This is a genomic window from Ihubacter sp. rT4E-8 (genome assembly GCF_049852125.1).
Lineage (GTDB): Bacteria > Bacillota > Clostridia > Peptostreptococcales > Anaerovoracaceae > Senimuribacter.
Map to the genome: position 1 here is coordinate 1374402 of NZ_CP187532.1, position 19981 is coordinate 1394382.

The 19981-nt window shown below is 46.1% G+C and carries 20 protein-coding genes; all 20 read left to right on the forward strand.

Annotated features, from left to right (window positions below; all coding sequences use genetic code 11):
* The first annotated feature begins 41 nt into the window (after positions 1–41).
* The 20 genes from ACPW7J_RS06825 (at position 42) to ACPW7J_RS06920 (ending at position 19960) form a co-directional block, all read left to right on the forward strand.
* Complete coding sequence (locus ACPW7J_RS06825) at positions 42–614, forward strand: GntR family transcriptional regulator (protein ID WP_425757363.1); 573 nt, start codon at positions 42–44, stop codon at positions 612–614.
* 130 nt (positions 615–744) lie between these two features.
* Complete coding sequence (locus ACPW7J_RS06830; protein WP_425757365.1) at positions 745–1932, forward strand: aminotransferase class V-fold PLP-dependent enzyme; 1188 nt, start codon at positions 745–747, stop codon at positions 1930–1932.
* 25 nt (positions 1933–1957) lie between these two features.
* Positions 1958–2422, forward strand: a complete 465-nt coding sequence (locus ACPW7J_RS06835) for a RidA family protein (RefSeq protein WP_161909297.1) — start codon at positions 1958–1960, stop codon at positions 2420–2422.
* 67 nt (positions 2423–2489) lie between these two features.
* Positions 2490–3839: an MATE family efflux transporter gene (locus tag ACPW7J_RS06840; protein ID WP_425757366.1), complete on the forward strand. Its 1350-nt coding sequence runs from the start codon at positions 2490–2492 to the stop codon at positions 3837–3839.
* 617 nt (positions 3840–4456) lie between these two features.
* The gene (gene plsX / locus ACPW7J_RS06845) at positions 4457–5470 is read left to right on the forward strand and encodes a phosphate acyltransferase PlsX (protein WP_425757368.1); all 1014 of its coding nucleotides are present in this window, start codon (positions 4457–4459) and stop codon (positions 5468–5470) included.
* The gene (rnc, locus tag ACPW7J_RS06850) at positions 5463–6164 is read left to right on the forward strand and encodes a ribonuclease III (protein WP_425757370.1); all 702 of its coding nucleotides are present in this window, start codon (positions 5463–5465) and stop codon (positions 6162–6164) included. The genes plsX and rnc overlap by 8 nt, the downstream gene beginning before the upstream one ends.
* The gene (smc, locus tag ACPW7J_RS06855; RefSeq protein WP_425757372.1) at positions 6154–9702 is read left to right on the forward strand and encodes a chromosome segregation protein SMC; all 3549 of its coding nucleotides are present in this window, start codon (positions 6154–6156) and stop codon (positions 9700–9702) included. The genes rnc and smc overlap by 11 nt, the downstream gene beginning before the upstream one ends.
* A gap of 29 nt (positions 9703–9731) precedes the next feature.
* Entirely contained in the window at positions 9732–10631 is a 900-nt protein-coding gene (gene ftsY / locus ACPW7J_RS06860) for a signal recognition particle-docking protein FtsY (protein ID WP_425757374.1), read from the forward strand.
* On the forward strand, positions 10624–11949 hold the full coding sequence (gene der, locus ACPW7J_RS06865; protein WP_425757376.1) for a ribosome biogenesis GTPase Der: 1326 nt from the start codon (positions 10624–10626) through the stop codon (positions 11947–11949). Before ftsY ends, der begins: the two co-directional genes overlap by 8 nt.
* A 2-nt stretch (positions 11950–11951) precedes the next feature.
* Entirely contained in the window at positions 11952–12563 is a 612-nt protein-coding gene (gene plsY, locus ACPW7J_RS06870) for a glycerol-3-phosphate 1-O-acyltransferase PlsY (protein ID WP_425757378.1), read from the forward strand.
* Positions 12564–12576: 13 nt separating this feature from the next.
* On the forward strand, positions 12577–13581 hold the full coding sequence (locus ACPW7J_RS06875) for an NAD(P)H-dependent glycerol-3-phosphate dehydrogenase (protein ID WP_425757380.1): 1005 nt from the start codon (positions 12577–12579) through the stop codon (positions 13579–13581).
* 224 nt (positions 13582–13805) lie between these two features.
* Positions 13806–14360 (forward strand): hypothetical protein, encoded by a 555-nt coding sequence (locus tag ACPW7J_RS06880; RefSeq protein ID WP_425757382.1) that lies wholly within the window; start codon positions 13806–13808, stop codon positions 14358–14360.
* 10 nt (positions 14361–14370) lie between these two features.
* Positions 14371–14583 (forward strand): helix-turn-helix domain-containing protein, encoded by a 213-nt coding sequence (locus ACPW7J_RS06885; protein ID WP_161873269.1) that lies wholly within the window; start codon positions 14371–14373, stop codon positions 14581–14583.
* A 23-nt stretch (positions 14584–14606) separates the two neighbouring features.
* The gene (locus tag ACPW7J_RS06890; protein ID WP_425757384.1) at positions 14607–15416 is read left to right on the forward strand and encodes an MBL fold metallo-hydrolase; all 810 of its coding nucleotides are present in this window, start codon (positions 14607–14609) and stop codon (positions 15414–15416) included.
* Positions 15417–15439: 23 nt separating this feature from the next.
* Positions 15440–16207: a GNAT family N-acetyltransferase gene (locus tag ACPW7J_RS06895; protein ID WP_425757386.1), complete on the forward strand. Its 768-nt coding sequence runs from the start codon at positions 15440–15442 to the stop codon at positions 16205–16207.
* 9 nt (positions 16208–16216) lie between these two features.
* Complete coding sequence (locus ACPW7J_RS06900; RefSeq protein ID WP_425757388.1) at positions 16217–16420, forward strand: hypothetical protein; 204 nt, start codon at positions 16217–16219, stop codon at positions 16418–16420.
* 9 nt (positions 16421–16429) lie between these two features.
* On the forward strand, positions 16430–16711 hold the full coding sequence (locus tag ACPW7J_RS06905) for a hypothetical protein (protein ID WP_425757389.1): 282 nt from the start codon (positions 16430–16432) through the stop codon (positions 16709–16711).
* A gap of 16 nt (positions 16712–16727) precedes the next feature.
* Positions 16728–17561 carry a metallophosphoesterase gene (locus tag ACPW7J_RS06910; RefSeq protein WP_425757391.1) on the forward strand — a complete coding sequence of 278 codons (834 nt, stop codon included), beginning with the start codon at positions 16728–16730 and terminating at the stop codon, positions 17559–17561.
* 181 nt (positions 17562–17742) lie between these two features.
* Complete coding sequence (locus ACPW7J_RS06915; protein WP_425757393.1) at positions 17743–18729, forward strand: threonine ammonia-lyase; 987 nt, start codon at positions 17743–17745, stop codon at positions 18727–18729.
* A 55-nt stretch (positions 18730–18784) separates the two neighbouring features.
* Complete coding sequence (locus tag ACPW7J_RS06920; RefSeq protein ID WP_425757394.1) at positions 18785–19960, forward strand: amidohydrolase; 1176 nt, start codon at positions 18785–18787, stop codon at positions 19958–19960.
* The last annotated feature ends 21 nt before the right edge of the window (positions 19961–19981 follow it).

Consider the following 19981-nt stretch of genomic DNA (forward strand, 5'->3'; position numbering starts at 1 on the left):
AACATATCAGTGAAAATGGAAATGATAATGGGAGTAATGATATGGCAGAAAAACTATCGGAGAAGGTTTATCACAGTATCAAGGCAGATATCGACAGCGGTGTCATCGACGGCAGATCCTTTCTAAGTGAGGCACAGCTGGCGAAGCAGTTTGGCGTTAGTAAAGCGCCGGTTAGAGATGCGCTGCATCTTCTTTGCAGCCAAGGATATCTCATTAGCTATCCAAGAAAAGGGTATATGCTGAATTTATATTCTTCTGATGAAATCAATCAGATACAGGTGATTCGCCGCCAGGTTGAAAAGCTGTGTGTGAAACTTGCTATAGAAAATGCTTCTGATGAAGAAATCCTTTCTTTAAAGGCATTTACAGAGCAACAAATGGGCAGCAGTGATCCAAGCAAAACTAATAACACTATGTTCCATCTGCGGCTTGCAGAGATTACGGGAAATCAGTATTTGCCGGGTATTTTGCAGGATATGCTTTATAAGGCTTCTATGGCAGCAATAAAGAGCAGTTCGGACTTAGAAAAACATCAGCATATTGTAAATGCGCTTTTAGAACGGGACTTAAAAAAAGCAGAACTGTATCTGGAAGAGGATATCATGATGCTGTAATAACTTTAAAATCATAATTTATGCCTTGTAGCTTTTGCAGAAAATCTGCAGGGCATCTTCTAAAAGGTTATTGAACATATTAGAGAACCTTTTAATAGATATGTGAGTGCAAGGAGGACGATAAATAGAGATGTACGAAACTGATAATATGGATAAATTTGCAGAATTTCGCACCCACGTGCCGGTGCTTTCCCATACAGCATATCTGGATACCAGCTCCACAGGTCTTGTTCCGGACTTTGTACATGATGGAGTAGCAAGGTATCAGGAGGATCGCTATCTAAAGGGCGGCGATTCTGTTTGGAGGCTGCCCGGCGGCGAAGAGACTGGAACCATCGGCATGATGGACTGGGCAAAGACACAGATTGCACAGATGATTGGAGCAAAGAAGGAAAACATTGTCTTTGGCAATAATTCTTCTCATATTTATACTTTGTTTACCTCCGGCATGTATTTTGAACCGGGAGACAACGTAGTACTGGTGGAAAACAGCTGGATTGCAAATCGCTTTGCATGGCAGGTAAGAAAGCAGGACGGCCTTGAGGTGAGATATGCCAAGGCAAAAAACGGCGTGATTCTGCCGGAGGATTTGTTTGCACTGTGCGATGAAAAAACCAGAGCAATCTGTATCTCTTTGGTGGAAAGCTTTACTGGATTTCGCATGGATGCGGCAGCCATTGGCGCCTACTGCAGAGAGAAGGGCATTTGGTTTGCAGTAGACGGCGTGCAGGCGCTGGGGGTCATGCCGGTGGATGTGAAGGCCATGAAAATTGACTTTCTCATCGGCAATGACTATAAATGGATGATGAACTACTGCGGTACCGGATACGGCTATATCAGTCCGGCGCTGCAAAAAAGCTTAAAGCAGTTTGGCGCCGGTTGGATGAGCGATGACGATCGTTTTAATACGGGCAAACAGGTGCTTTGTCTGCGAGATGACGCAGGACGTTTTGAACTGGGATTTCCAACGGTTTCCGGCATCTACGGTCTGGGGCTTGCGGCGGAAAAGTATCTGGCATTTTCTGGAGCGGATATTTCCGAATATGTGATGGGGCTGACTGAGTATTTGCGGGAAAGGCTGTCAGAGACAGAAGGCGTGCAACTTACTTATGATTTTGCACGGAAAAACAGGTCTGGAATTGAGGTGCTGCGTCTTGCGTCAGAAACTGGTGTGACCAACGAGATGCTGCGGGAAGCCGGTGTTGGCGCGCATGTCAGCGGCGTCGATGCAAACGGCTTTATGGAAATACGCCTGGCATTTCATTATTATAACAACAAAGAGGATATCAATCGTCTCATGGACGTGATAAGTAAATAATAATATGAAAGGCAGGATGAATACGATGGATGTAGAAAAGAAATTAGCGGAGCTGGGAATTGATTTATCAGCAGGACCGGAGCCAATGGCAAACTATGTAAGCGTACAGAAGGCCGGTGGTTTTTGGTTTTTTTCAGGTGCAGGTCCTTTTGAAAACGGAAAGCCGGTAGTCTTCGGCAGACTGGGAGAGAACCTGACTACAAAGGAAGGCTATGATGCAGCAAGACTTGCGGGTATCAATCTTCTCGCTGTTTTGAAAAGAGAACTGGGCGGCGACTGGGATAGGCTGGAACAGATTGTCAAAGTGCAGGGTTTTGTAAACAGCACTACGGACTATTTTGAACAGCCTCTGGTAATCAATGGCGTGTCCGATCTGTTCGGTGAAGTTTTAGGTGAACGCGGCAGACACGCGAGAACAGCAGTAGGTACCAACGTGCTACCGTTCCGTATTCCACTGGAAGTGGAAATGATCGTAAAAGTAAAAGAATAACCTATAATCATACAGACAGGCGGCCGAGTAATCTTGGCTGCTTGTTTTTAGGAAAGGGGGAACAACTTTGAAGGATGAAAAGAACGGACTGTCTCTAATGACAGAAGGTAACATCTGGAAGAAGCTCATCGGCTTTGCTGTTCCGGTATTTTGCTGTTCGGTATTTCAGCAGCTTTATTCTACCGTTGATGCAGTGATTGTGGGGCGTTTTGTAGGAACAGAGGGCCTTGCCGCTATCGGCGTAACAGGGCAGATTATCATGCTCACAGTCAGTATTGGTCTGGGACTGATGATGGGCATCAGCACGGCAGTCAGCGAGTATTGCGGCGAGGGACGTTGGGACAAGGTGCGGCAGGTCGTTGTGATTTCTATCTTTGTGGTAATCGCAACATGGGTTCTGAAGCTGATTACAGGGCTTTTTCTGGCTGAGCCTATTTTGCGGGCTGTGAATACACCACCGGAGGTGCTCGCCAGTGCGGTGCTTTATCTGAAGATTGTCTTCGTAGGAGGACTTTTTACTTATGCGTATAGCATGTGCATTTTTATTATGCGAGCCTGTGGAGACGGTAGCAGACCTCTGTTTTTTCTGGCATTTTCTTGTATCTGTAATATTGTCCTCGATTTGCTCTTTGTCAAAGGGCTATCTATGGGTGTTGCAGGTGCCGCGATTGGCACAGTCATTGCGGAGAGTCTGGCGGTGCTGATGTGTCTTGTCTATATGAAGAAAAAGATGCCTATGCTTTGGGTCAGCCGGGAGGATTTTCGCAATACGAAAAAATCAAGAGTGGCTTATGTGCTGAAGTTGTCTGTACCAACCAGTCTGCAGGTGAGTATTGTCAGCCTGGTGGCGATTTTTGTGCAGGCGGTTATCAACGAGTATGGTGCAGTGGTGGTAGCAGGCTATGCCGCGGCACAAAAGATTGAGCAGATTGTCATCATGTTTGTCAATGCACTTTCCGGCGCGCTGAACACGTTTACAGCACAGAACCGGGGTGCGGCACGCTTTGATCGGATTAAAGAAGGAAGACATATAACGGTGCTCATCAGTGTAGGCTTTATGGCAGTGATGACGGTATTTGTTTTCTTTGCCGGAAAACCGCTTCTTGGTATCTTCGTCGACGATGCCGACAGTGCGGCGGTAGTGGAAGAAGGGTATCTGTATCTGAAAATTACCTGCGGCTTCTATATCCTGCTCAGTTTGTGGCAGGCATATATGGCGGTGCTTCGAGGCATGGCTGACGTGCTGATGCCTCTTGTCATCGGAGGAATTCAGATTTTCGCTAATCTATCTGCAATCTGGGTTCTTGAACCGCTTCTCGGCAAGGGTGGAATCTGGCTTGCTGTAGGCGTCAGCTGGAGCTTATGCTTTTTGGGGGCGTTTGTGAGAATGCGGAAATATCGTTTAGAGAAAGGGTGAAGGTTTCTGTGCGGCTGCGGTTTCGGTTGTACTTTTGCGGCTTCGATTGTGCAAAAGAGAGTAAAACAGGGGCGGTTTGCACAACTTTCCTTGCGATGCGTGGGGCTAAGTTGTGCAGATTGAGAGATATTAGATTGTATTTGCACAACCAACTATGGATTGGAGCGCTAAAAGTTGTGCAAATTCTTTCTTCCTAGAGGAGAATGCACAACCAGACAGACGATGCGTACGCGGCAGTTGTGCAAAATAGAAAGAATTGCAGGGCAATTGCACAACCAAAGAAGTAAAAAAGAACTAAAGGTTGTGCAAATGATCACGAAAAAGCGGATCTTGCAAAACCTCCACCGTTTCGGAGCTTTTAAAGTTGTGCAGATTTGTGAATTAGTGAGGAACTCTGTATCATCCTTCGCAAGCATCTTCAACAGTTTTAATAATTTGACGTTATCGCGCTGATCTTCCTCATTGGTTGGCTGATTGCGTCTTTTTTATTTTACGTGATTGCACTTAAATTAGAAATAAAAGCGGTCTGCATAAGAATTTTCCCTTTTCTTGCATAAACCTGCCAGCTGTGTTAAAATATAATGTACGTTTACACCGCTTTTTTGGAGGATAAGAAGATGAAGATTTTGATCGACGGCATGGGCGGAGATCATGCGCCTAAGGAGATCGTCGCGGGAGCTGTTGCAGCTACAAGAGAAATTGATGATACAATTATAATCATCGGTAAAGAGGATGAGATTGTTCGTTGTCTGAAAGAACAGAGATACGCGGGTGATCAGATAGAGATAGTACATGCGACAGATGTGATTACCAATCATGAAGCGCCTGTAAAAGCGGTGCGGACGAAGAAGGACTCGTCCATCGTAAAAGGTCTGAATATGGTAAAGAACGGTGAAGCGGACGTGTTCCTTTCAGCGGGAAGTACCGGCGCTTTGCTAGCTGGAGGCCTGTTCATCCTGGGACGTATTCAGGGAATCGACCGGCCGACTCTGGCAACTATATATCCTGTTATCGGCAAGCAGCCTTCCATTCTGGTGGATACAGGAGCTAATGCGGAGTGCAAGCCGCAGAACCTGTTGGAATTTGCTACTATGGGCAGCATCTATATGGAGAAGGTTATCGGCAGAAGCGAGCCGACTATTGGTCTTGTGAACAACGGAACGGAGGAAGGTAAAGGTACTACCCTGACCAAGGCTGCTTATGAATTGTTGTCAAAGAGCAGACTCAATTTTATCGGTAGTGTGGAAGCAAGAGAGCTGCCTGACGGCGCTTGTGATGTAATTGTTACTGATGGGTTTACAGGTAATGCTATTATTAAGCTGACAGAGGGCATGGGACTTATGGTACTTCGTGAGATGAAGCGCAGATTTATGTCGACTACAAAATCAAAGATGGGGGCAGTCCTCCTGAAAGATCAGCTTATGGGAATAAAAAAAGAATTTAATTATGCCGAATACGGCGGCGCGCCTTTGCTGGGTGTAAAGGGAGCTATGCTGAAGATGCACGGCTCGTCGGACGCGCTGGCGGTGAAACAGACCATTATTAAAGCAATTCCGTATGTAGAACAGAAAGTGGTGGAAACCATACAGAATTCAGTATTAGAAATCGAGGAGATTTTGATCAGTGAATAACAGTGACTTTGAAAAAGTAATTCAGTATACCTTTCAGGATAAAGAGCTTTTGAACAAGGCTCTGACGCATAGTTCCTTTTGTCGAGAACATGCGGTGGAGACGAAGAACAATAATGAGCGTCTAGAATTTTTAGGCGATGCTTTTTTGGATGCTATTATCGGCGTTGCGCTATATAACCGTTTATCTCAGATGGATGAAGGAAAATTGACGAAGACAAGAGCGCTCATCGTCTGTGAAAAGTCTCTTGCTCAGGTTGCGGTCAGACTGCATATCGGAGATTATTTAAACATGGGTAAGGGAGAAGAATTATCCGGAGGCAGGCACAGAGATTCTATTATGGCGGATGCCGTTGAGGCTGTAATCGGCGCAATATATATGGATGGCGGTTATGATGAAGCAGTCAGATTTGTATTAAGAGAGTTTGCCGGTACGATTAAAGATGCCGTGGAAGGTAAACTGTTTACTGATTACAAGACACAGGTACAGGAAGCTTTGCAGAAAAGAGGAAAGAAAACAGTCATATCTTATCATCTTGATAAGGAGATTGGACCGGATCACGATAAAACGTTTTATGTCCATCTTGTGTGCAATGGAAAAACTCTTGGCAGCGGATGTGGAAAGAGCAAAAAAGAGGCGGAGCAGAATGCAGCAAAGGCTACCATAGAGGGAGGAATGAATCAGAATGTACTTTAAGAGACTGGAAATGCATGGTTTTAAATCTTTTGCAGAACCGGTAGTTATAGAATTTCACCAGGGGGTAACGGCAATTGTTGGCCCTAATGGCAGTGGTAAGAGTAATATCAGCGACGCCATCAGATGGGTTTTGGGAGAACAGAGCCCTAAAGCGTTGCGCGGCGGAAAAATGGAAGAAGTTATTTTTGCAGGTACTGCCAGCAGAAAATCCCGTGGTATGGCTGAAGTTACCTTAGTCATTGACAATGCCGCGGGTATTCTGGATATCGATTATAATGAAGTTGCAATTACAAGGCGGATGTACCGTTCGGGTGAAAGCGAGTATTTGATCAACAACAATCATTGCAGGCTGAAAGATATTCGCGAATTAATTATGGATACCGGAATTGGTGTGGACGGATACTCTCTAATCGGACAGGGCAAGATCGCGGATATCGTTAGTAACAAACCGGAAAGTCGGCGAGAAATTTTTGAAGAAGCCGCTGGGGTAGTGCTGTATAAAAGCAAAAAGGCAGAAGCTGAACGGAAGCTGGAATCAACTTCCGGTAATTTGGAGCGCGTGAACGACATTATCGCTGAGATAGAAAGTCGCATCGATGGATTACGCGAGGACAGCGCTAAGGCGAAGGAATATCTGCAGCTGAAAGAGCGATATCGTGATTTGGAGATCAACATTACCTTGAAAAATATTGAAGGTATTCAGTCAAAGAACGAGACTTATCGCGGCGATATTGAAAATCTAACAAAGGAAATTCAGGCTATTGAGACAGAGGAGGCCGCAGCCGGCCGTCAGTTGGAGGAAGACCGGCAACGCAGTGAATCCCTGGAGAAGCTTTCTAACGAAGCAAGAGATAAGCTGATGGAAACTGTTGAGGCTATTAACCGGTTGACGAGCCAAAGCCAGTTGAACCAGGAACGTTTGTCTCGAATAGATCAGGATCAGCAACGGCTTACAGACGAAATAGATGTTTTGCGGGATAAGCTGGAAAAGGAAGAAAAGAATCGCGCAGAGCTGGAAAAATCCAGAGTTGAGATAGCAGCAAAGCATCAGGAGGCTGACGCGCAGCTGCAGGAGAGTATTATAGTACATAGCAATCTTTCGGCGGAAGCTGCCGCGTTGACAGAAACGATAGATAATGGCAGAGAGCAGATCTACAGATTGCATAACCAGGTTTCATCAAAGCGCAGCGAGGCTAAAAGCTATGAAAGTATTATTGATGCACTGGAAAAGAGAAAGCAGCAGATTTTGGATAGCGCAGACGAAGCGGAGAGAAGCAGTGCGGATCAGGTTGCGCAGCTAAATGAGGCAATGCGTCATAAGGAGGAAATCACAGAGCAACGGCAAACGTTGCATGATGAAATTCGAAATTTGGGAGAAGAACGAACTGTCTTAGTTAATCGTCAGAAGGATTTATCTTTAAAAATAGAGGAACTCAAGCTGGCTGGAGGACAGAAGGCAGCTCGGAAAAAAACTATCGAGGAGATGGAGAATAACTATGAAGGATATAATTTTGCGGTAAAATATATTATGCGTGCCGGTTTATCTGGTATTCAGGGAGTCGTGGCGGAATTGATGGAAGTACCGTCAGGCTATGAAGTAGCCGTAGAAACTGCTTTGGGCGCGCAAATGCAAAACATTGTATGCGATACGGATGCGTCGGCAAAACGGGCTATCCTTGCTTTGAAGGAAAATCGAGCCGGTAGACTGACTTTTTTGCCAGTATCTTCGATCAAAGGCAGTTCAGTCAGACTGGATGGAAAATTAACATCGGATTCTGGGTACAAAGGCCTTGCTTCTGATTGTGTTAGATTTAAGTCAGAGCACAAGCAAATCTTTGAGTACCTTCTGGGCAGAGTAGCTATAGTGGATACGATGGATACGGCAATTCGTCTTTCCAAAATAGCAGGAAGTAGTGTTCGCTTTGTTACGATGGACGGAGAAATTATCAATGCCAACGGTGCGATTACAGGAGGAAAATACAGGAATAAGACTGCGAATTTGTTGGAACGGCGTAGCGAAATTACAGCGTTAGAAAAGGAAATCGAAGATCTCCGCAAAAAGGTTTTGGATTATTCCGAAGAAAACCGTCAAATCGCGGATCGTATAGAGGAACTTCGCAATGCTATCTCCATCAGAGAAGAAGAAAAACGTGATGCAGAGCTTAGTGAAGCTTCTCTGAGCAGTACGATTCATGCGCTGAATGAGGCTATGGACAGCAGCATGTCAGACAGCAAGCGGTTTGAAAAGGAACTGGCGACCAATGATAAGGAAATTGGCGACGCTCATCGTATGGTTAAGGAACTTAATCAGCAGGCAGCAGACGCGGAGAAAGTGATCGGTGAGGCGGAAAATCAAGTAGAAGAAGCCATGAGCCGTTATGAAGAAAAGAAAGCGGTATTGGAAGAAGCCAGTGAAACAATTACGACTACGCGGATCAGCGTGCGGGACTGGGAAGGGAAAAAAAGCAGTATAGAAGCATTATTAGACCGTATTGTGGATGCAATAGGCGACTATACTTTCCAGATAGAAGAAAAATGCCGGCAGCAGCAAGCTTTAAACGAGGAACAGGATAGACTGGTTTTCGGCAGTGACGACGCGCGTGAAAATACAGAAGCGTTGATGGAAGAAAAGAAGGCGGCAGAGGCGTATATTCAGCAAGTAGCTGCAGAGCGTTCAGCTTTGTTAGACAAGATTTCTCAGATGTCAGCCCGTCATCAGGAAAGCACAGGCAAGCTGAATCGTTATAGAGATCAGAAATATCAGCTAGAGATTAAAGCAGCAAGAAATGACACACAGCTGGATACCCTGAAGGAACGGCTTTGGGAGGACTTTGAAATATCGTATATTCAGGCTCTGGATTTGCGCAGAGAAGACTTTGTTATGTCGACGTCAGTAAAAGAGAGCCGTGAAATCAGAAATAGGATTCGTGAGCTGGGAGATATTAACGTAGGCGCTATTAAGGAATACGAATCTGTAAGTCAACGTTACAGCTTTTTAACGGAACAGCGCAGAGATATCACAACTGCGATGGATGAACTGAGAGATATTATTGGCGAGATGGATCAGACCATACGGCGTCGCTTTAAAGATAATTTTGATCAGGTTGCGATAGCTTTCGAGGAAATTTTCCGCCAGCTGTTTGGCGGAGGACACGCGCGGCTTTCTATGGAGGATGAGGAAAATCCTCTGGAGTCGGGTATTGATATTGTTGCACAGCCGCCGGGTAAAAAATTACAGAATATTAACTTGATGAGCGGTGGAGAGAAAACCATGACTGCTATCGCTTTGATGTTTGCAGTGCTAAAAGTAAAACCGACTCCGTTTTGTATTTTGGATGAGGTAGAGGCTGCTTTGGATGATGCGAATATCGATCGATTCGCTAAGTATTTGCGAAACTTTGACAATATTCAGTTCACGCTTGTAACACACCAGAAGGCGACGATGGAGCATGCCGATGTGCTTTATGGAGTGACTATGCCGGAACAGGGTATTTCCAGAGTTTTGAGTCTACGGCTCGGAGATAATTTTGAACTGTAATACATATATACAGACAGAAAGGAAAAGGAATGGCATTATTTAAAGAAAAAAAAGGCTTTTTCGGCAGATTGTCTGAAAGAATTGGGGACGCCATTATGGGTCGCTCTGAAATTGATGAGGATCTTATGGATGAATTAGAGGAAATTCTGATCACATCTGATATCGGCATGGATACCACTATGAAGATTATGGAGGATCTCCGAAAAAGCGTTAAGGATAATTATATTTCCAATCCGGAAAATATCAGAGAAGAATTGGCCAAGGTTATTGCCGGACTTATGGACAAAGGAGAGCGGAACCAGCTTTGTGAAGACACGCCTCTTGTGATTTTGATGATCGGCATTAACGGCGGGGGTAAGACAACCTCTATCGCTAAGATCGGGCATAAGCTGCGCAGTGAGGGAAAGACGGTATTACTGGCAGCTGCAGATACTTTTCGTGCCGCGGCAGGAGAACAGTTGGAAATCTGGGGACAGCGGATTGGTGTTAATACAGTAAAGCATCAGGAAGGAGCAGACCCTTCGGCGGTAATCTTTGACGCGATTCAGTCAGCAAAGGCTAAGCATATGGATGTGCTGATCTGTGACACGGCGGGACGGCTGCAGACAAAGAAGAACCTGATGGCAGAGCTTGAAAAGATGAATAAGGTGATCAGCCGCGAATATCCGGAAGCAGCCAGAGAGACGTTGCTGGTTTTGGATGCGACCACTGGTAAAAACGCAATTTCTCAGGCAAAGGAATTCAATGAAGCAGCGGAAATTACCGGGGTTGTTTTGACAAAGCTTGACGGTACGGCAAAGGGAGGTATCGCTATTACAATTTCTGATGAATTTGATCTGCCGATCAAGTATATCGGCGTAGGCGAAGCTATGGAAGATCTGATGGAGTTCGATCCGTTAGAATTTGCAGGAGGGATTTTCAGTGAGTAAACCAATTGTAGCTGTGGTGGGACGTCCAAATGTAGGTAAATCCACTTTCTTTAATCGGATTGTAGGAAGACGGGTAGCTATTGTGGAGGACACGCCAGGCGTTACAAGAGATAGAATTTATGCGGAGGCGGAGTGGAATGGTATCCACTTTGCTATTATTGATACCGGCGGCATTGAACCTGCCAGTCAGGATATTATTTTGTCACAGATGAGAGAACAGGCGCAGATTGCCATGGATATGGCAGATGTGATTCTTTTTATGGTGGATGGAAAAGAAGGGTTGACTCATGCCGATCAGGAGGTAGCTACGATGCTGCGCCGTACCGGAAAAAAAGTCATCCTTATAGTAAATAAAATTGATAATCCAAGAAATTTACCTGTGGATTTTTATGATTTCTATGAGCTGGGTATTGGTGAGCCGGTTGCTATTTCGGCTGCCAATATGCTGAATTTCGGCGATGTACTGGATGAAATCGTAGAAAGCTTTCCGCAGGAAGCTCTGGAGGAGGATGAAGATGATATCAAGGTTGCTGTTATCGGCAAGCCGAACGTAGGTAAATCGTCTCTGATCAATTGTCTGATTGGTGAAAACAGAGTTATTGTATCGCCAATAGCCGGAACGACCAGAGATTCCATCGACACGCCGTTTGCATGGGACGGGGATCAATATACTCTGATCGATACAGCAGGTATTCGCCGGAAAAGCAAGGTGAACGAGGATATCGAGAGATACTCTGTGATTCGTGCAGTGGCGGCTATCGAACGCTGCGACGTGTGCCTTTTGATGATCGATGCAGAGGAAGGCGTTACAGAACAGGACAAAAAGATTGCAGGCGTTGCTCATGAAGCGGGGAAAGGCATCATTGTTGTAGTTAACAAATGGGATTTGATTAAAAAAGAGACGAATACCATGCGTGATTATACGAAAGTTATTCAGTCTGAACTGCAGTTCATGTCTTACGCGCCATGTGTATTTATTTCGGTAAAAGATCGGCAGAGAGTTCTGGACGTGATTCGACTTAGTAAGGTGGTTGCGGAAAAGAGAGCGATGCGAGTTCCAACCGGTCAGCTGAACAGTTTGGTTACTGACGCGACCATGATGAAGCAGCCGCCGTCAGATAAGGGAAAGCGGCTGAAGATTTATTATGTAACACAGGTAGGCGTGAAGCCGCCGTTATTTTCTTTCCAGATTAACAAGCGGGATCTGATGCATTTTTCCTATGCCAGATATTTGGAAAATAAAATACGCGACAGCTACGGCTTCGAGGGCACTTCAATTAAATTTGTATTCCGCGAAAAGGGCGAAAAGGAGGAGTAAGCATGGCTGGGATTTTTGAAGTATCTTCCGTGACAGCCATGGTACTCTCTATCGTGATCGCCTATTTCCTGGGAAATATTTCCCCGTCCACACTGCTTGCAAGAGCCGCAGGTAAGGACATCAAAAAAGAGGGAAGCGGCAATGCCGGCACTACCAATGCGCTGCGGGTGCTTGGGAAAAAAGCGGCAGTGATTACATTGGTTATCGATATCGGGAAAGGCTTTCTGGCGGTAAAGGTTGGATTTTTGCTTGCCGGTCCTATGGCTGCGATGTATTGCGCGCTGGCTGCTTTTATTGGTCATATTTGGCCGGTCTTGTTTCGATTTAAAGGAGGAAAAGGCGTCGCGGTAGCCTTCGGCGCGATTCTGGGCGTCAACTGGCAGCTGGCGTTGCTGGCGCTTGCCATCGTGGCTGTCACGGTATTGCTGACCAGAATGGTTTCTATGGGTTCTGTAATCGCGGCGATTTCTTTTCCGGTTCTTGCATGGCGGATGGAACGCGAATTTTTCTGGATTGGGTGCGTCATGGCGTTAATTATGTTGTATGCACATAGAAGCAATATCGGACGCATTTTCCGAGGTGAGGAAAACAAGCTGAGTTTTAAAAAGAAATAGAAAGGTGACATATATGATGAAAACAATCGGCGTAATCGGCGCTGGCAGCTGGGGTACAGCCCTTGCATTGACATTGAGCAATAAAGGACATCAGGTTAAAATGTGTGATGTCAATTCCGAGCATGTAAAGGAAATGCAGGAAAACCGGGAAAATGTTAGATATTTGCCGGGGATTAAATTTGGCGATCATCTGCAGATTGTCAGCACCGCGCAGGAAGCGCTTTCTGGGGCGGAGGTCGCTTTGTTTTCCACGCCCGCGCAGCATTTTAGAAGCGCTTTTGAGAATGCGATTCCGTTTCTTGAGGATGACATGGTTGTCGTCAACGTGGCAAAGGGAATCGAACAGGGAACTCTGATGCGTATGAGCGAAATCGCATATCTTCTGAAACCGGATGTAAAGTATGTGGTGCTTTCCGGTCCGTCCCATGCGGAGGAAGTAGGCAGGGCGCTGCCGACAACAGTTGCGGTGGCTTCCAAGGATATGGCGCTGGCAGAGTACATACAGGATATTTTCATGACAGAGCGTTTCAGAGTGTACACCAATGATGACGTCTGTGGTGTGGAATTGGGTGGCTCTCTGAAAAATATCATCGCCCTGGGCGCTGGTATCTCCGATGGAATTGGTTTTGGCGACAATGCGAAAGCGGCGCTAATGACCCGCGGCGTTACAGAAATGTGCCGTCTCGGCGCGAAGCTGGGGGCGGATGTGGCTACCTTCTCTGGACTTACCGGTATCGGAGATCTGATTGTGACCTGCACCAGTATGCATTCCAGAAATCGCCGCTGCGGCATTATGATCGGTGAAGGCGTCAAACCAAGCGAAGCCGTTGAAAAGGTAGGCATGGTTGTGGAAGGTATGTTTACGGCGGAAGCGGCGTATCAGCTTGCACAGAAGGTTGGCGTAGAGATGCCGATTACAGAGTGCATTTACAATTGTATCAACGAGAAAATTACAGCTCGTGAGGCGGTGGAACTGCTCATGGGCAGAGATCGAAAGAACGAAAAACATATCGACTGATGGAATCAGCCGGGAGAGCAATCTTCCGGCTGTGTTTGTCTGGTGGGAAAGTGTTTGCCTGGAAGAAAAACATTTCAATTCTTTTATTTATGATAAACGAAAAATATTTATCGATAAACATTAAAAATATATTGATAAATATAAAAACTTGTGGTATGATAGTCTCATAAACGAAGCTGGCCAGCTTTTAGGATTCTATACAGAAAGATATGAGGAGAATTGGAATGGAAAAAATGAATAAAGCTGCTATGGCGGCAACAAAGATTGCGGAATTACTGCACTGGATTGGCGGAGCTACTATGCTAGGGCTGTTTATTTGCTCTTTTGCAGCGCCAGACTGGTTGTTAGAGGCTCTGGGCAGCGCCATTAGAGGCGGCGATGGTACGCTGAAAGTTTATAGCTTTGAAATTAGCGGAACCGATTCGTCTGGAACCGTTATGATGTCCGCTGTCACCATGTTCGCCATTGCGGGCGCACTGCTCTTACCGCTGATGGCTATGGTATTTCGCAACGTGTATCTGATTATCAAAAAATCGAAAAACAGCACGCCGTTTCAAAAGGACAATGTGCGCATGGTGAAAGAAATCGGTATCTTTTATGTATCAATGCCGCTGGTTGGGCTAACGCTTTCCTACATTGCAAAGCTTGTAATCGGTGTGGATCTGGTGGAAACCGGTGCGGATTTAGACGGTTTTATGACTGGTCTTGTGGTGCTTTGTCTGACCCAGGTTTTTTCCAGAGGACTGAAACTGGAAGAAGACGTAGACGGATTGTTATAGGAGGAGCGCTATGGGAAAAATCATATTGCGGCTTGACCGCATGATGGTAGAACGAAAAATCTCCCTCAATGAACTGGCGGAGAAGGTGGGGATTTCCAATGTAAACTTATCGAAGATTAAAAACAACAAGGTTACAGCGATACGGTTTTCCACCCTGAGCGCTATTTGCGAAGTATTGAACTGTCAGCCGGGAGATATTCTGGAGTATGAAAAAGAAGTATAAGTAAACGGAAAGGGAAATGTCAAATGAAGTTACAAGTACTGGTAGATAACAATACGTACATCGATGCTTATTATCTTGGGGAACCGGCCGCCAGCTTTTATATCGAAGAAGACGGCAAGCGCATTTTGCTGGATACCGGTTATTCGGATATTCTGCTTGGAAACGCGAAGAAAATGGATATTGATCTGTCGAAACTGACCCATATTGTTTTTTCACACGGTCATAACGATCATACCAGGGGATTTTCCTTTCTGAAAGAAAAGATAGATTTATCACAGGTGTCGCTGATTGCCCACCCGGACTGTTTTCTGCCGAGGGAGGATGATACCGATGTGTTCGGCGCGCCGTTTTCTGCGGAGGAAGCGGCGCAAATCGTAAACTATGCGCCGTTCCGCATGCCGGTGTATCTGACGGAAAAACTGGTTTTTTTGGGCGAAATTCCGAGACGGAATGATTTTGAGGCAAAAGAGCCCATTGGCAGACGGCTGAAAGACGGTCTTTGGGAAGATGATTTCGTCATGGATGATTCCGCCCTGGTATACCAGGGAAAAGACGGACTCTTTATTATCAGCGGCTGTTCTCACAGTGGAATCTGCAACATCATCGAATACGCAAAGGAGGTATGCGAGGATACCCGTATTGCCAGCGTCATCGGCGGATTTCATCTGTTTGAACCAGGGCGGCAGCTATCTGAAACCATCCGGTATTTGAAAGAGTGTGGTATCGAGAAGCTTTACCCGTGTCACTGTGTGTCCCTTGCGGCAAAGGCGGCAATGCTGGCGGAACTGCCGGTTACTGAGGTTGGCGTAGGATTGAGACTGGAGATCCAATAGGGCGTGTTTGATAGGAGGTAACGATGTATCTTTTTGATGGGAACGCGAGAAATCGAAGCCTTGCACAGCTGTTTGCTGGCTGGGATGAGACTATGATTTGGTCCTGCCTGCAGGGCGTCATGGGCGAGATTTATACAGATGACGCAGTACATCCGAAATCGGCGGCTGCAGCGCTGGGCGACTTCTGCTTTTTAGCGGGAGCGCCTTCTCTTGATTTTTTGACATCCTTCGCAAAGGGTGTCTGTCACGACTTCTGCATCATGGTTCCGGCAAACGACGCGCTGGGTGATTTGATAGAGGACTTTTTCGGAGAACAGGCGAAGAAGTTTACTCGCTATGCCACCAAAAAGGTCGCCAGCTTTGATCTGGCAAGACTTTGCCAATTGGCTTCTGCGGTGCCTGCAGGATTGACCCTTGCACCGATCGACGAAGAAATTTTTGATAGGGCAAAATCCATGGAATGGAGCCGGGATTTGGTGTCACAGTATGAGGATTACGAATCATACCGGGAGAAGGGCGTTGGAACAGCCCTTTTACATCAGGGGGAACTTATCTGCGGCGCGTCCTCTTACAGCGTCTACAACGGCGGCATTGAGATTGAAATCGACACCAGAACCGACTGGCGCAGAAAGGGGCTTGCTCGCGTATGCGGTGCGGCGCTGATCTGCAAATGTTTGGAACAGAACCTCTATCCCAGTTGGGACGCCTATAACAAGGCGTCTCTGGCGCTGGCGCAGCAGCTGGGTTACGTGTTTGATCACAGTTATATCGCTTATGAAGTGAGAAAGTAGAGGGAGCAAATGGAACAGATGGACGAAAAACGGCTGGCGGCCTTTAAGAAAATGCTGACCTTTGTACAGCAGGAATATGACAAAACGAACGAAAAGATGGCAGCGCTGAAAGCCGATGGAAAAGAAAAGTCTGCTACTTACCGGCAGCTCATGGGGAATAAGCTGACGTATCAGAATTTGCTTGCGATGTACAGGCTGTATGATCTTTTATAAGGAGAGAAAATGTTTTACGTCGTTTTAGGACTTGTGACTATATTGGTAGGATTCTGCGCGTATCGGTATTTACAGCAGATTTTTACCTGTTTGCATTTAGATCTGCAAGAAAGTAAAGTGCGAGCATTTCACTGGCTGCTGACTTTGGTGTCGGCAGGCATCTGTACAAATCCAATGCACGTACTGGCGCTAGCTATCCTCTATACGCTTCTGTTCGCTTCTGTTCGCTGGAATATTGCATTTATTGTTCTGGATTTTGCGGTCCATATGGCGCAGGTGGAAAGAGCGTGATGAAAAGATTGTAAATTTGCAGCGAAAATGTTGTCTGCTTCCCGTGGCTATGGCGATTCTTTTGATTGGCTTCGGTGCGGTGAATATGGACCGAATTCATGAAACCGTGTATGAAATAACGTCGGAAAAACGCATTGGAACCTATGAAATTGCATTGGTTACGGATACTCATTACGGTACAGTGCAGGACACAAAACTTTTAGAAAAAGAGATGGCGGCGCTCAGTGCGCGCAGACCGGATGTACTCATACTGGGCGGTGATATCGTCGAGGAGGGTACGAGCCGGGCACAGATGGAGGATGTATTTCGCATTTTCGGCAATGTCGATACTAAATACGTCGTTTACTATGTTTATGGAAACCACGATCTGCAGAATTATACAGAGAAAAAGGCTTACAGCAGACAAGACCTGGAACAGGTTTTGGCGGAAAATGAGATTATACTGCTGGCAGATTCTTTTATGAAAATTGACGACACGTTGGTTTTGGTTGGCAGGGATGACGCCGGTTATGGGCTGCCCGGCGAACGAAATTCGATGGAAGCGATTCTGCAGGGTGTAAGCCGTGAACAGTATATCATAGTAGCGGATCATCAACCCGTTGATGTGGGGGAATGTGCTTCTGCAGGCGTGGATTTGATGCTTTCCGGTCATACCCATGCGGGGCAGATCTGGCCGCTCGGGTTATTGCTGCAGGCAAGCGGCAGCTATAACTACGGATTATATGATGGTGAAACGTGCAAAGTAATCGTCTCCTCTGGCTTTACAGGCTGGGGCTATCCGGTGCGGACGGAAGGAAAGTGCGAATATGTGTTGATTAGGCTCAAAGGAGAAAAAGTAGGAAAAAATTAACTGTTTTTTCCATTGACACAGATCATTTCATTGTCTATAATGTATATTAACTTAATCACATGAACGCTTTTCTTACCCCCGGGTAAGGATATGACAGCATGCCGGTTTTGTCCCGCTAGGGCCACTTTCGTGGAGGGGCAGATCAGGGATGCTTTCTTTTTTGAAACAGGAGGTACAAGTAATGGATCACAAACAACAGCCGTTTTCAGCCCGCGAAGTCTTTGAGGCGTATGATCGGATTCGCGATTACGTTTATTTAACACCTTTAGAGCCGTCTATTTACCTTGGCAAAGAAACCGGCAGGCAGTATTATTTTAAGCTGGAATGCAATCAAACGGTAAAGAGCTTCAAAATCAGAGGGGCGCTGAGCAAGATGACAACGCTGACAGAAGAAGAACGGAAGATAGGCGTAGCAACGATTTCTTCCGGGAATCACGGCGCCTCTGTCAGCTATGGCGCAAAGCTTTTGGGTATCGAAAATGCAAAGATTATCGTGCCTGAGACTACGCCCCAGGCGAAGATAGACAAGATTCAGTTTTATGGGGCCGATGCGCTTTTGATGGGGAGAAACTATGATGAGGCTCATGCTTTGGGCATGTCATATATTCAGGAAAATGGTTTGACCTACATTGACGCATATTACGATGATCCTAAGATTTATGGCGGGCAAGGAACAATTGCCGTGGAAATTCTCAAACAAAATCCGTCTGTCGATACCATCGTCGTTCCTATCGGAGGCGGTGGTCTGATCACAGGCATTGCTGTCGCGGCAAAGGCAATCAAGCCAGAGATTCGTATCATCGGCGTGCAGACAGAGGCCTGTCCGGCTATGATCAAATCCTTTTCCGACCATGTGTTTTACGAAGAATATCCGGTAACCGGCGATACGATTTGCGACGCGTTGGTTGGCGGAGTTGGAAAACTCGCTTATGAGATTCTGGAAGACTATGTAGATGATTTCATTCAGGTAAAAGAACGGTCTATACGTAAGGCGGTAAAACACATGATAAAAGAGGAAAAGTATATCGTAGAAGGCGCCAGCGCGGCTGCTGTGGCCGCTGTGATGGATGAGGCAGAAAGAATCGGCGGCAAAAATATTGCTCTGATTATGAGCGGCGGTAATATTGATGGTAATTTGATGGTGGAGCTGTTGAAAGAAAAATTGTAACAAGTAGTCATTTGTGGTATGATAAATATATTCTGAAGAAAAAGAGGTGTACGCTATGGACATAAAGTTAAAGGAAAAGATGATTGAGGTTGTAGAACAGAACATGGAGGAATTGACTTCCATCAGAACCTATCTGTATGAAAATCCGGAGATTGGCGGTGAAGAAGAAAAGGCAAGCGCGCTGCTGACAAAAACCATGGAGGAGCACGGCTTTGATGTAACCCGGAATATTTTAGACATACCATATAGCTTTCAGGCTGTCTATGACAGCGGAAGACCGGGCCCTTCCATCGGATTGACCTGCGAATATGACGCGCTTCCGACAATGGGTCACGGCTGCGGCCATAATATCATAGCGACAGCGCCAATGGGAGCAGCATTTGCGTTACAGGAGGCAGTGAAGGAAACTGGTGGTAAGGTGATTTTGTTTGGCACACCAGCGGAGGAATGTTTTGTTACAAAGGCGCCTATGGCGGAAAACGGAGTTTTTGATCAGGTGGATGTGGCAATGACGATTCATCCGAGTCCGGTTAACATGTCCAGTGGAAAGACAACAGCTTTGGACGCATGGCAGGTTGAGTTCTACGGTAAGGCTTCCCATGCGGGCGCAGCACCGGAGGACGGCATCAATGCACTGGATGCGGCAGTTCATTTTTACAGTCTGATTGGATTTGAGAAGCAGTATTTGAAGAATACCAATATTTACGGTGTATTTGTAGATGGCGGTGAGAAGTGCAGCATGATCCCTGCTCACGCGTCTGTCAAATATCTGGTAAGAGCAAGCTCTATGAAGGATATTCGAAAAATACGCGATTTGTTTGAACGGTGCGCACAGGCTGCATGCGCGGCAGTAGGCACAACCTATAAAATTTGGAACAATGAGCCCGGAAATAAGGATATGGTTACCAATAGAACGCTGGCGGATATCTTTGATAAGCACTATATGGCTATAGGGGGCGGTGAGATGCCTCATATTGACAGTACAGGTTCTACGGATATGGGAGATGTCAGTCAGGTCGTACCGGCGATTCATCCATGGATTGGTCTAGGCTGTCCGGATTTGCAGTTGCATACCAATGAGTTTGCTGATGTGACTGTTACGGAAGCAGGGGACAGGGCGATTCGTTTGGGAGCGGAGGCTTTGGCACTGACAGGATTGGAAATCCTCTGTGATCCAGAGCTTTTAGCTGTTATTAAAGCAGAGTTTGACGAAAGTATGAAGAATAATTGAGTAGAAAGAGAGACAAAATCA